Genomic DNA, 12,782 nt, shown 5'->3' with positions numbered 1-12,782 from the left:
CACGTGCGAGGGGCCCGCGGCCCCTCGCACGTGGGCGGAGGCGGTTCAGCCCAGCCGTAAGTGGTGCAGCATCATCAGCCCTGCGGCCATCCCCGCCGCGGGGACCTCGCCGCGGGCGATCATGTCGGGCACCAGCTTGAGGGGTATCCACTCGCGGCTCGAGGACTCGAAGGCGTCGACGGGGTGGCCCGTCCAGTCGGCCTCCTCGCCCCAGTAGAGGTGGTGCCGGGCGTCCGTGAGCCCGTTCGACGGCTCGACGGTCAGCAGGGGGCGCAGCGGGCCGGGACGCCAGCCCGTCTCCTCCTCCATCTCCCGGGCGGCCGCGGCAGCCGGCTGCTCTCCGTCCTCGACGACGCCGGCGGCGAGCTCCCAGCCCCAGCTGTCGGTGATGAAGCGGTGCCGCCTGAGCAGCAGGACCTCGTTGGCCTCGTTGACGACGGTGGCCGCCGCGACAGCGCGGAGCCGGATCACGAAGTGGTCGAGGTGGTGACCGTCGGGGAGCACGACGTCGGCCAGATTGACCCGGAACCAGCGATTCTCATACACAGTCTGTTCGTTCAGGTTCGTCCACTGCATAGTTCTGCCACCTTCTGACTAGTAGGTGGCCATATCGCAGCAGACCCCGGCTTACAGCGGTACGCGCAAAGCACTGTCGACGAGATCCGCGGCGCGCTCCGCCTCCGCGCTGCCGCTCGCGACCAGGTGCTCCCGAACCGACCGCAACCGGTCACGCAACCGCTGCGACTCCATGCCCCGCGCGCCCTCCGCCATCTCCGCCGCCGTGACCGCGGCCCGGTCGGCCTCGCCCCGGCGCAACTCGATCGTGGTCAGCATCGCCAGCCGGTGGACCCGGCCCCGGTCGTGCGCGGGAGTCCGCACCGCCGCCGCGGCGTGCTCCCTGGCCGCCGACAGGTCCCCGAGGCCGAGGAGTGCCTCCGCCACCTGGACGTTGATCAGGCCCGGCTGGACGTACCCCGTCTCGTCCGGCTCCTGACCGGGCCGGATCCGTTCTGCCTCGGACTCGGCGCGCCGGATGCACCTCAACGCGCTCGGTCCGTCGCCGAGACGGGCGTACGCCTTGGCCTGCATCGCGTGGAGGTCGGCAGCCAGCGCGGGGGTGATGTCGCGTCCGGCGGCCCGCAGTGCCGCCTCGGCGAAGGCGACGGACTGCCGGAAATCGGCGAGGAAGAGCGACTGGTTCACCAGCAGTGCGATCACGTAACCGCCCAGCCCCCGGTCCCCGCTCGCCTTGGCCAGCCGCAGCGCCTGGTGGAAGTAGCGCTGGGCGAGCCCGTGAGCGTCGGAGTCGTACGCGCAGATGCCCGCCACGGCCACCAGACCGCCGGTCGCGCGGTGCAGTTGACGCCCCATCGCATCGCTGTAGCCGCCGCGCAGCAGGGGGGCCGTCTCCGTGTTGAGGAACCCGACGATGCGCGAACGCGTCGCGATCCCGCCCGCCTTGCGGTACATCAGTTCGTAGTGGGCACGGGCGGCCCGCAGGGTTGCTATGTCGGCCGGGCCGACGCGGTGCGGGCCGGTACGGGACACATCGGTGTCCTCCGGCGGGTTCTCCCACTCCCAGACCGGCATCACCGCGGTGGTTCCGGTGACGGCCGGAGCGGCGACGACATGCGGGCGCTGCTGTTCGTCGGAGCGCCACAGGGCGGTGGCCCGCTCGACGAATCCCGTGAGCGAGGATCCCTGGGCGGGCGGGTGGCCGCCCAGGGCCGCCATGCCGATGTCATGGAGCGAGAGTGCCCTGCTCAGGCGGTTGCCCAGCACCTCACAGATCAGGTCGGGCACCTGGCCGCGCGGGCGCTGGCCCTTCAGCCAGCGGGCGACGGCGGTGTGTTCGTACCGCAGACACAGGCCCCGGGTGCGGCCGGCCTGGTTCACGTGTGCGGCGAGCCCGGCCCGGGAGACACCCGCCTCGTCGATCAGAGCCTCTAGCAGAGTGTTGGGCTCCATTGCCCCCATTGCCCCCTCCGGTGGATCGGCACGCCAGGACGTGTCGCCCCAGTGGAGCACGATTCACACGGGGTGTGAACGGAATGCCCGAACCGTCCCGCTGCGCACTCTGTCGTACCGGTCCGCGGATCGCTTGAATGAGTGCCTCGCAAGAGGCGGCCGGGTCGTCTGCTCCCCCTCGTACAGCACGACGACCCGCATCCGCGCCGTCCGCTCTGCCGACCTGCCCGACACTCCGTGGCAGGGCGGACGGCGCCGGAACGCACGACCCACTGCCCACGGATCGGAGGGTTTCTGCGGAATCGGCCGGGAACCGGGTTCCCGGGGCCGGGCCGGAGTCCGCGTGCGGTCCTCCGCCTCTGGGCGAGCACACAGGAGGGGCGTATCCGGTGGCCGGATACGCCCCTCCTCACTGTGCGGGTGCGCTGTTACGCGCCGCGCAGCACCGCCCCCGTACGCTCGGCGGCCAGTGCCACCGCCGCGTCACGGGCGGCGCTCGCCTCGTCGACGGTCAGCGTGCGGTCCGCGGCACGGAAACGCAGTGCGTACGCCAGGGACTTGCGGCCGGCGCCGATCTGCTCGCCCGTGAACACGTCGAACAGCCGCAGCGACTCCAGGAGTTCGCCCGCACCCTCGCGCAGCGCGTGCTCCACGTCGGCGGCGGGGACGTCCTGGTCGACGACGAGTGCGACGTCCTGGGTCGCCACCGGGAAGGTGGAGATCCGCGGAGCCTGGAGCGCACCGTCGACGGCCTGCTCCAGGACGTCGAGCTCGACCTCCATGGCGCAGGTGCGCTCGGGCAGGTGGAGCTCCTTGATGACGCGCGGGTGCAGCTCGCCGGCGTGCCCGAAGAGGGTCTCCTCGCCGTTGACCGTCACGTACAGCGCGGCGCAGCGGCCCGGGTGCCACGGCGCGTGCTGATCGGCGCGGACCGTGAGGTCGACACCGGCCTCGCGGGCGATGGCCCGGGCGGCCTCGACGGAGTCCGCCCAGTCTGCCGGGCGGCCCTTGCCCCACCAGCCGGCCTGCTCGCGGGCGCCCGCGAGGACGACCGCGGCGCGACGCGGCTGACGCGGCAGCGCCGCGTCGAGCGAGGCGATCTCCTCGTCGGAGGGTCGCCGGTCCACGGGCAGCCGGACCGGCTTCGTCTCCTGGCCGGTGGGCCGGAAGACGAGACCCGTCTCGAAGAGAGCGAGGTCGTGGCTGCCCCGCCCGTCGTTGCGCCGCAGTGCGCCGAGGAGGCCCGGCAGCAGCGTGGTGCGCAGCGACGGCTCCTCGTCGGAGAGCGGGTTGACGAGCTTGACCGTGCGGCGGCGGGCGTCGTCCGCGTCCAGGCCCAGCTGGTCCAGGACCGCCTCGCCGGTGAACGGGTAGTTCAGCGCCTCGACGTAGCCGGCGCCGGCGAGAGCCCGGCCGACCCTGCGGTGCAGTCGCTGGCGGTCGGTGAGGCCTCGGCCGGACGGCGGCGTCGGGAGCGTGGACGGGAGGTTCTCGTAACCCTCCAGCCGGATGACCTCTTCGGCGAGGTCGTTCGGCTCGTTCAGGTCGGGCCGCCAGGAGGGGGCGGTGACGAGGAGCTCGTCCTGCCCGTAGACGTCGCAGCCGACCTCCTGGAGGCGGCGCACGACGGTCTCGCGGCCGTACGCGACGCCGGCCACCTTGTCCGGGTGGTCGGCCGCCATCGTGATGGTGCGGGGGCCGGAGGGCGCGCTGACCTCGGTGACGCCGGCCTCGGCGGTGCCGCCGGCGAGCAGCACCAGCAGGTCGACGGTGCGCTGCGCGGCAGCGGCCGCGGCCTGCGGGTCGACGCCGCGCTCGAAGCGCTTGGACGCTTCGGAGGCCAGCTTGTGGCGGCGCGCGGTCCGGGCGATCGAGATCGCGTCGAAGTGCGCGGCCTCGATGACCACCTCGGTGGTGTGCGTGCCTTCGGCGGCGTCCGCGATCTCGGTGTTGGCACCGCCCATGACGCCCGCCAGGCCGATCGGCCCGCGGTTGTCGGTGATGACGAGATCGGCGGCGTCCAGGACACGGACCGTGCCGTCGAGGGTGGTGAGCTTCTCGCCCTGCTCGGCGCGGCGCACCCCGATCGGACCATCGATGCGGGTCCGGTCGTAGGCGTGCAGCGGCTGGCCCAGTTCGAGCATCACGTAGTTGGTGACGTCGACGGCGAGGGAGATCGGCCGCATGCCGGCCTTCTGGAGCCGGCGCTGCATCCAGATCGGGGACCGGGCCTCGGGCTGGAGGCCGACGACCGTGCGCGCGGTGAAGCGGGAGCAGCCGATCGGGTCGGAGATCTTGACCGGGTAGCCGTACGCGTTGGGCGCGGGCACGTCCAGGAGGGCCGGGTCGCGCAGCGGCAGGCCGTAGGCGATGGCGGTCTCACGGGCCACGCCACGCATCGACAGGCAGTAGCCGCGGTCGGGCGTGACGGCGATGTCGAGGACCTCGTCGACGAGCTGGAGCAGCTCGATCGCGTCGGTGCCGACCTCGTGCTCCGGCGGCAGCACGATGATGCCGTGGGTACCGTCGTCGCCCATGCCGAGCTCGTCGGTGGAGCAGATCATGCCGTGCGAGGTCTTGCCGTACGTCTTGCGCGCGGCGATCGCGAAGTCACCCGGCAGCACGGCGCCGGGGAGCACCACGACGACCTTGTCGCCGACGGCGAAGTTGCGGGCGCCGCAGACGATCTCCTGCGGCTCGCCGGTGCCGTTGGCGGTGCCGACGTCCACCGTGCAGAAGCGGATGGGCTTCTTGAAGCCCTCCAGCTCCTCGATGGTGAGTACCTTGCCGACGACCAGGGGGCCCTTGAGGCCGGCACCGATCTGCTCGACCGTCTCGACCTCCAGGCCGACGGCGACGAGCTTGGCCTGTACGTCACGGCCGGTCTCGGTGGCAGGCAGGTCGACGTACTCCCGCAGCCAGGAAAGCGGGACGCGCATCAGATCTCCATCCCGAAGGGCCGGGTGAACCGGACGTCGCCTTCGACCATGTCTCGCATGTCTTCTACGTTGTGGCGGAACATCAGCATCCGCTCGATGCCGAACCCGAAGGCGAATCCGCTGTACTTCTGGGGGTCGACGCCGCAGGCGATGAGCACCTTGGGGTTGACCATGCCGCAGCCGCCGAGCTCGATCCAGCCCTCGCTGCCGCAGGTGCGGCAGGGACGGTCGGGGTTGCCCACGGACTCGCCACGGCAGACGTAGCAGACCATGTCCATCTCGGCGGACGGCTCGGTGAACGGGAAGAAGTTCGGCCGGAGCCGGGTCTTCATGTCCGGGCCGAAGAGCGCCTGGACCATGTGGTCGAGGGTGCCCTTCAGGTCGGCCATGGTGAGGCCCTCGTCGACGGCGAGCAGCTCGATCTGGTGGAAGACCGGGGTGTGCGTGGCGTCGAGCTCGTCGGTCCGGTAGACCCGGCCGGGGCAGACGACGTAGACGGGGGGCTCGCGGTCGAGCAGGGTGCGGGCCTGGACCGGCGAGGTGTGCGTGCGCAGGACGACACCGGACTCGTCGTTCTTCGCGCCGTCGGCGCCCTCGACGAAGAAGGTGTCCTGCATCTGCCGGGCCGGGTGGTCGGGCACGAAGTTCAGGGCGTCGAAGTTGAACCACTCGGCCTCGGCCTCGGGCCCCTCGGCGATCTCGTAGCCCATGGCCACGAAGACGTCGGCGACGCGCTCCATGATGGTCGTCAGCGGGTGGCGGGCGCCGGCCGGGGTGCGGTCGTACGGCAGCGTGACGTCCACCGCCTCCTCGACCAGGACCCGGGAGTCCCGCTCCGCCTCCAGCTCCGCCTGGCGGGCCGCGAGGGCCTTGCCCACGGCGCCGCGGGCCTGGCCCACGCGCTTGCCGGCCTCGGCCTTCGCCTGGGGCGGCAGCGCGCCGATCTCGCGGTTGGCGAGCGACAGGGGCGAGGTACCACCGGTGTGCGCGGTCTTCGCCTGGGCGAGCGCGTCGAGGTCGCCCGCGGCGGCGAAGGCGGCGAACGCCTCGTCCCGCATGCGCTCGATCTCTTCCGGTTTCAGTGCCTCGACCTCGACTGGGTCGTACGACTTGTTCGGTGCCGACATCTCTTCCCGTACTTCCGATTGGCTGGTACTGCGCTGACCGGGGTGTACCCCCGGACCCCCGTGGTCCCGCTCGACGCCTGGAGGACACAAAGGTGCCAAAGGTCGAGTCTACGGGCCGCAGGATGCACAGGGCGCCCGTGGGCCGCTCCGCGAACCCCTCTACTTCATATACGCCGGCGTACTCACCGGCAGGACGAATCGGAACTCGGCGCCGCCCCCGGGGCCGCGGCCGACCGCGATCGTGCCGCCGTGCGCCTCGACGATGCCCTTGACGATGTAGAGGCCCAGGCCGGTGCCGCCGCGCTTGCTCCCCCGCCAGAAGCGGGTGAAGACACGGCCCATCGACTCCTCGGGGATGCCGGGGCCTTCGTCGCTCACGGTGACCGCCGTTCCCTTCTCGTCGCTCTTCGCCGGTGCGGGTGCCACCTCGATGGTGACGGTTCCCTCGCCGTGGCGCACCGCGTTTTCCAGCAGGTTGCCGAGCACCTGGTCGACCTTGTCCGGGTCGGCCCAGACGGTGGGCAGCGGTTGGCAGGTACGGACGAGGAACCGGCCGGGGTCCTGGCCGGATGCGGTGAGCGCCTGGATGTGGCGCTCGACGGCGGCGGAGAGGTCGACGGGCTGGCGCCGCACCTCCAGACGTCCCGAGTCGATCCGGGAGATGTCCAGGAGCTCCGTGATCAGGCGGGTGACCCGGTTGGCGTCCGCGTAGACGGTCTCCAGCATCAGCCGCTTCTGGTCGTCCGTGAACCGCTCCCACTTGGCCAGCAGCGTGGCGGTGAAGCCCTTCACGGACGTGAGCGGCGAGCGGAGCTCGTGGGCCACGGTCGCGATGAGTTCGGCGTTGCTGCGTTCGTTGCGGCGGCGGGCCTCGGTGCCGCGCAGGCTGATCACCAGCCGGTGCACGGGGCCGGTAGGGCTCTCGCGTACGTAGCGGGCGGAGACGAGGACCTCGCGGCCACCGGGCAGCAGGAGGTTGCGTTCGGGCTGCCCGACGCGCGTGGCGAGGCCGCCGTAGGGGTCGGTCAGCTCCCACCAGCGGCGGCCCTTGAGGTCCTCCAGCGGCAGCGCGTGTTCCAGCGGGCGGCCGAGTGCTGCGGCCCTGGGCACGGCGGTGATCCGTGCGGCGGCGGAGTTGAAGCAGATGATCCGGCCGGTCTCGTCCGCGACGACGAGCCCGTCGGGGAGGTCATCCGGATCCAGCGCCGGACCGGCTCCGCTCCCCGCGACGGTGATGCCGTCCGGGTCCTCGGCGGCGCGCACGACGGCCTCCGCGCGCTCCCGCGGTCCGCTCATGCCGACAGCCATATTCCCGTACCCACCTCTCGAACAGGTGCAGTGGGCCCCCGAGTTCGTCACCCTACTAGGGCGTGTTTCGAAAGTCCCGCCTGCTCGGCGACGCCTGGCACGCACGCTCGCCGCGTTGTCGGGATCACCCCGATACGCCCAGTATCGGGGCGACCCTCCGCCTTGCGATCGCACGCGCCGGACGCCGCCGAGCCCGCCCTCCGGGCGGACGGCGCTACTTTCGAAACAGGCCCTAGTCGCCGGTGGCGGAGCGACACCCTGCGGGGGCCCTGGGCCAAAAGCGGTGGCGCGGGTGGTTCAGCCGGCGCTGCGGCGTGGACGCTGGGCGCGCGCGGAGGCGTACAGGCAGACGGCCGCGGCAGTGGCCAGGTTGAGGCTCTCCGCCCGGCCGTGGATCGGTACGCGCACGACGGCGTCGGCCAGCGCCCGGGTCTCCTCGGGGAGGCCCCAGGCCTCGTTGCCGAAGACCCAGGCGGTGGGACCGCCCATGGTGCCGGCGTCGAGCTCGTCGTCGAGGTCGTCCTCGCCCGCGCCGTCGGCCGCGAGGATCCGAACACCGGCATCCCGCAGCCCCTGCACGGCCTGCTCGACGGGCACGCCGACGGCGACGGGCAGGTGGAAGAGCGAACCGACGGATGCGCGCACGGATTTGGGGTTGTACAGGTCCACGGAGGCGTCGGTCAGGACGACCGCGTCGGCGCCTGCGGCGTCGGCGCAGCGCAGTACCGTACCGGCGTTCCCGGGGTCCCGGACGTTCGCCAGGACGGCGACCAGCTTCGGCCGTGCGGCGATGACCGACGCGAACGGCGAGTCGAGGAAGCGGCAGACTCCGATCAGGCCCTGCGGGGTGACGGTCTGCGAGACGTCGGCCAGGACCTCGCTGTCGGCCAGGTGCACTCGGGCTCCCGCCGCGTGGGCGGCGTCGACGATCGCTTCGTAGCGCTCGGCGGCCTCGACGGTGGCGAACAGTTCGACGAGGGTCGGCTCGCCGTCGCTGCCGCGGTGGTCCGCGGCCTCGCGGACGGCCTGCGGCCCCTCGGCGATGAACCTGCGCTCCTTGCCGCGGAAGTTGCGCCTGGCCAGCCGCCGGGCGGCGGCGACCCGTGGCGATCGCGGGGAGATCAGTTCGGGGGTGCCCATGTCGGCGGCGAGCCTCTCTGCGTTACGAAAAGGTCCGGGTGGTGAACGCACCGGACCCGCAGACGACGTGCGCCTGCGGGTCCGGCTCAAAAGCCAAGAAGTACTGCCTGGATCAGGCGGCCTTCGGGGCGTTGACGTCGCTCGGGAGGGCCTTCTGGGCAACCTCGACGAGGGCGGCGAACGCGTTGGCGTCGTTGACCGCGAGCTCGGCCAGGATCTTGCGGTCCACCTCGACGTTGGCGGCCTTCAGACCCTGGATGAGGCGGTTGTACGTCATGCCGTTCTGGCGGGCAGCGGCGTTGATGCGCTGGATCCACAGCTGACGGAAGTCGCCCTTGCGCTTCTTGCGGTCGTTGTAGTTGTAGACCAGGGAGTGGGTGACCTGCTCCTTGGCCTTGCGGTACAGGCGCGAGCGCTGACCGCGGTAACCGCTGGCGGCCTCGAGAATTGCCCGGCGCTTCTTGTGGGCGTTGACTGCCCGCTTGACGCGTGCCACTTGTTAACTCCTTGTAGCGGGGCCGTGGTCGTACTCACACGGCCCGGAAACGAATTGGTCCCGGTCGGATCGAGGGCGCGTCCCCGGTGTCACCGGGGACGACGGCCTCACTTGCCGAGAAGCTTCTTGATCTTCTTGGCGTCGGCCGGAGCCACGACGACCGTGCCGGTCAGCGAGCGGGTCTTCTTGGACGACTTGTGCTCGAGCAGGTGGCGCTTGCCGGCCCTCTCCCGGAGCACCTTGCCGGAGCCGGTGATCTTGAAGCGCTTGCTGGCACCGCTGTGCGTCTTGTTCTTCGGCATCGCGCCGTTCTCTCCTCGTCAGTGGCGCCCCTCTCGGTGCGGGCACCGGACTGCAGGGGCGTCAGATCTTGGTGGGACTCCGGGTGGACCCGGGGGCGCCTGGATGGCAGCCCCCGGAGGTCACGCCTCGGAGGGTGTCTCGGCCGGAGCCTCGGAGGTCGCCTCGGCCGGAGCCTCGACAGCCTCGTCCGCAGCCTCGGCGTCGTCGTCGTGGGTGTACCCCTGACGCTCCGCCTTGCGGGCGGCCTGGGCCTCGCGGGCCTCGGCCATGGCTTCGGTCTTCTTCTTGTGCGGGCCCAGAACCATGATCATGTTCCGGCCGTCCTGCTTCGGGTTGGACTCGATGAAGCCGAGTTCCTCCACGTCCGAAGCGAGACGCTGGAGCAGTCGGAAGCCCAGCTCGGGGCGGGACTGCTCGCGACCACGGAACATGATCGTGATCTTGACCTTGTCGCCCTGCTTGAGGAACCGGACGACGTGACCCTTCTTGGTGTCATAGTCGTGCGGGTCGATCTTCGGCCGGAGCTTCATCTCCTTGATGACCGTGTGCGCCTGGTTCTTGCGCGCCTCACGGGCCTTCATGGCCGACTCGTACTTGAACTTCCCGTAGTCCATGAGCTTGCACACGGGCGGACGGGCGGTAGCCGCCACCTCGACCAGGTCGAGGTCGTACTCCTGTGCGAGTTCCAGGGCCTTGGCAAGCGGAACAATCCCGACCTGCTCGCCGCTGGGACCGACAAGTCGCACCTCGGGCACGCGAATCCGGTCGTTGATGCGGGGCTCGGCGCTGATGGATCCTCCTCGGTAGCACCACGTGACCGCCTGGCAGACAGCCACGTAACGTCTGTTTCGACAGACCAACCGTGCGGGACCATGAAAAATGCCCCGACGGGACACAGGCGGGGCTCCTGAACAACCGGAACACCGCCGCGATCTACCGCGGGGCGCATCGGGCGGCTCCATCGTCCGTACGGAACGATGGGCGCCACCTGACCGGTGACCCGCCGTCCTGAGGACGGCCAGGTGGGAGATCGGAGCCTCCACTTGTGGGCCGGGCACATAGATGCCCAGCCGGTCGTTACACAAGGTTAGCAGCTCGGCGGGGCGTGCGCTAACCGGTGGCCGCGCGCACTCCCGCAGGAGAAGCGGCCGTGCCGGGGGCCTATCGTATGGCGCATGAGTGACGCGACCCCCACCAGTGATTCCCCCGGCTTCGACGAGATGGCCCGCGACATCGCGGAGGTGCCCGCGGTCGAGGTGATCGTGACGGTCGCGGTCAATCTGATGAGCGCCGCCGCTGTGAAGCTCGGACTGACCGAGGACGGCGACGAGCACAAGGACCTCGACGAGGCCCGCAAGCTGGTCCACGCACTGGCCGGCCTGCTGGACGCGAGCACCACGGAGATCAGCTCCTTCCACGCGGCGCCGCTGCGTGACGGCCTGAAGTCCCTGCAGCTCGCGTTCCGCGAGGCCTCGCTCGTGCCCGACGAGCCCGGCCAGGGCCCCGGCGAGAAGTACACCGGCCCGGTCTTCGGCTGATCCCGCCCCTCTGCCTTCCTCGCCCCTCGTTCCGCCTCTTCCGACCGTGAGCCCGCTGCCCGAACCGGGCAGCGGGCTCACGTCGTGCGGGGCGGGACCGGACTCCCCCTGCCACCAGGGCGCGACGGGGGCCGGCCGGTGCGCGAGCGCCGCGATCGTCCGATTCCCCAGGCGGCACTTCGGCCTGCGGTCGCTTCGGGGGCGGGGAACAGATCGGGTCAGCGCGTGAACAGGGCCTCACCGGGCGTGTGCGCGTCGGCCGGGAGCAGCGCGAGGTCCAGGCCGCGGTTCAGCCGGGCCCGCAGTACCTCGTGCGCCGCCAGCGCCTGCGCGACCCGGCCCGCCGCCTCGGCGGGATCGGCGTCCGCCGTCAGGACGAGGGCGAGCGTGCCGTCGGCGCGACCCGGCCCGAGGTGGGCGCGGAGCACCGCCGGCTCCGCGGCGACAGCGTCACGTACCGCGGCGATGACGGCCGGATCGTCCAGCGGGTCGGCGCTGGTACGGCCCTCGGCGAGGGCGAGCAGTGCGGACCCGCTGAGCTCGAAGGCCACCGGCCCGGCGAGGTCGAGCACCACCGTGTCGGCCTTCTCGTGCGCGGCGGCCTGGAGGGCCTGGTGCAGGGGTACGGCGACGGGGCGGGCCTGCGGGTCCCAACGGGCCAGCGAGGCGGTGGAGGTGAAGGCGGGCAGGGCGCGACGCTCGCCGGCCTGGAGGGTGGGGACCGCCATGTCGCTCGTCTTCTCGCGGCGCAGCCCGTTCTCGTCCTCCTCGACCTCACCGAGGACGGCCACCACGGGAACGAGGAGGCGGGCCCCCCTGAGGGCTTCGAGTACCGCGCCGACGGCCTTGCGGTCCTCGGCCCAGGCGGCGAGTGCCGCGGTCAGAGCGGGGTCGGCCGTACCGTCGTCGTCGGAGTATCCGGGGTCCGGAATGTTCTTCTGCGCCACAGGGCGAGCCTAGTGCCTGGGCATTCTCATCCCGTCGACAGGTCGGGCTCAGCCTCCTCTCAGCCGCGGTTCCTAGCGTCCGGGCCATGTCCCGACACAGAATCCGCAGATCCGCACTGTCCGCGACCGTGGCGGCCGCGGTCGTCCTGGCCGGCTCGGCTGCCGGTGGCGCGTATCTGGCCGGAAGGCCGGCCGGTCACGCGCCCGCAGCCGCGGCTTCCGTATCGTCCGTCCCCTCGGCAGCGACCGCTCCGGTCGCGGCGGCGAGCGAGGAGCCGACGGTGGAACGGGACACGGAGCTGGCCGCGGCCGTCGAGCCCCTGCTGGCCGATGCGGGCACGGCGGCGCTGTCGGTGGCCGTGCTGGACAGCGCGGGCAGGACGCGTGCGGTGTACGGGGGCGCGGACGCCACGTACGACACCGCGAGCATCGTCAAGGTCGACATTCTCGCCGCGCTGCTGCTCCGGGCCCAGGACGAGAAGCGGGCCCTGACCACGGGCGAGCACGCCCACGCCGTCGCGATGATCGAGCGGAGCGACAACGACTCCGCCACCGCGCTGCTGGCGGCGGTGGGCGGAGCCGCCGGGCTCGACGCCGCCAACGAACGGCTCGGTCTCACCTCGACGACGGCCGCGCAGGCCTGGGGTCTGACCCGTACCACCGCCGCCGATCAGCTGACGCTGCTGGAGGCGGTGTTCGGCACGGACGCGGACGCCGGACTGAGCGAGGAGTCCCGGGCCTGTGTGCGGGGGCTGATGGCGCAGGTCGAGGCCGACCAGCAGTGGGGGGTGTCGGCGGCGGGCAGCGCGTGGGCGCTCAAGAACGGTTGGATGCCGCGCACCGCCACCGGGCTGTGGAACATCAACAGCATCGGGCAGGTGACGGCGGACGGCCGGACCTACCTGGTGGCGGTGCTTTCCGGTGGTCAGCGGACCAAGGAGTCGGGCATCGCGCTCGTCGAGGCGGCGGCGAAGGCCGCAGTGGCCGTGGTGCGGGCCGGCGCCGCGGGGTGAGGG

Annotated in this window: 12 protein-coding genes; 2 read left to right on the top strand and 10 right to left on the bottom strand. The window is 71.7% G+C overall.

All coding sequences use genetic code 11. From position 1 onward, the window contains the following. Positions 1-45: 45 nt before the first annotated feature. From OG538_RS29835 to infC, 9 genes are all read right to left on the bottom strand, one after another. Positions 46-576: an NUDIX domain-containing protein gene (locus OG538_RS29835; RefSeq protein ID WP_406098543.1), complete on the bottom strand. Its 531-nt coding sequence runs from the start codon at positions 574-576 to the stop codon at positions 46-48. A gap of 51 nt (positions 577-627) precedes the next feature. Continuing rightward, the gene (locus OG538_RS29830; RefSeq protein ID WP_406098542.1) at positions 628-1,968 is read right to left on the bottom strand and encodes a transcriptional regulator; all 1,341 of its coding nucleotides are present in this window, start codon (positions 1,966-1,968) and stop codon (positions 628-630) included. A 428-nt stretch (positions 1,969-2,396) separates the two neighbouring features. Beyond that, positions 2,397-4,907, bottom strand: coding sequence for a phenylalanine--tRNA ligase subunit beta (gene pheT, locus OG538_RS29825; protein WP_406098541.1), 2,511 nt, complete (start codon positions 4,905-4,907; stop codon positions 2,397-2,399). Further along, the gene (pheS, locus tag OG538_RS29820) at positions 4,907-6,034 is read right to left on the bottom strand and encodes a phenylalanine--tRNA ligase subunit alpha (RefSeq protein ID WP_406098540.1); all 1,128 of its coding nucleotides are present in this window, start codon (positions 6,032-6,034) and stop codon (positions 4,907-4,909) included. Before pheS ends, pheT begins: the two co-directional genes overlap by 1 nt. Before the next feature lie 159 nt (positions 6,035-6,193). Continuing rightward, positions 6,194-7,342 carry an ATP-binding protein gene (locus OG538_RS29815; protein WP_406098539.1) on the bottom strand — a complete coding sequence of 383 codons (1,149 nt, stop codon included), beginning with the start codon at positions 7,340-7,342 and terminating at the stop codon, positions 6,194-6,196. 297 nt (positions 7,343-7,639) lie between these two features. Next, a complete protein-coding gene (locus tag OG538_RS29810; protein WP_406098538.1) occupies positions 7,640-8,482 on the bottom strand; it encodes a TrmH family RNA methyltransferase in 843 nt (280 codons plus the stop codon). Positions 8,483-8,594: 112 nt separating this feature from the next. Beyond that, positions 8,595-8,978, bottom strand: coding sequence for a 50S ribosomal protein L20 (gene rplT / locus OG538_RS29805; RefSeq protein ID WP_277325215.1), 384 nt, complete (start codon positions 8,976-8,978; stop codon positions 8,595-8,597). A gap of 107 nt (positions 8,979-9,085) precedes the next feature. After that, a complete protein-coding gene (gene rpmI / locus OG538_RS29800) occupies positions 9,086-9,280 on the bottom strand; it encodes a 50S ribosomal protein L35 (RefSeq protein WP_003970213.1) in 195 nt (64 codons plus the stop codon). A gap of 120 nt (positions 9,281-9,400) precedes the next feature. After that, positions 9,401-10,117, bottom strand: coding sequence for a translation initiation factor IF-3 (infC, locus tag OG538_RS29795; protein ID WP_406098537.1), 717 nt, complete (start codon positions 10,115-10,117; stop codon positions 9,401-9,403). Between the two features lie 339 nt (positions 10,118-10,456). On the opposite strand from infC, the gene OG538_RS29790 reads away from it, so the two are divergent. Further along, complete coding sequence (locus OG538_RS29790; RefSeq protein WP_136327541.1) at positions 10,457-10,819, top strand: DUF1844 domain-containing protein; 363 nt, start codon at positions 10,457-10,459, stop codon at positions 10,817-10,819. Positions 10,820-11,037: 218 nt separating this feature from the next. Here OG538_RS29790 and OG538_RS29785 read toward each other — a convergent pair whose 3' ends face one another. After that, positions 11,038-11,766, bottom strand: a complete 729-nt coding sequence (locus OG538_RS29785) for an SseB family protein (RefSeq protein WP_406098536.1) — start codon at positions 11,764-11,766, stop codon at positions 11,038-11,040. 86 nt (positions 11,767-11,852) lie between these two features. Between OG538_RS29785 and OG538_RS29780 the strand changes: the two genes are divergently transcribed. Further along, the gene (locus OG538_RS29780; RefSeq protein ID WP_406098535.1) at positions 11,853-12,779 is read left to right on the top strand and encodes a serine hydrolase; all 927 of its coding nucleotides are present in this window, start codon (positions 11,853-11,855) and stop codon (positions 12,777-12,779) included. Positions 12,780-12,782: the final 3 nt, after the last annotated feature.

The organism is Streptomyces sp. NBC_01013, assembly GCF_045162765.1.
Classification (GTDB): Bacteria; Actinomycetota; Actinomycetes; order Streptomycetales; family Streptomycetaceae; genus Streptomyces.
The sequence above is the reverse complement of the archived record's forward strand: the minus strand, read 5'-3'. Positions and strand labels throughout refer to the sequence as shown.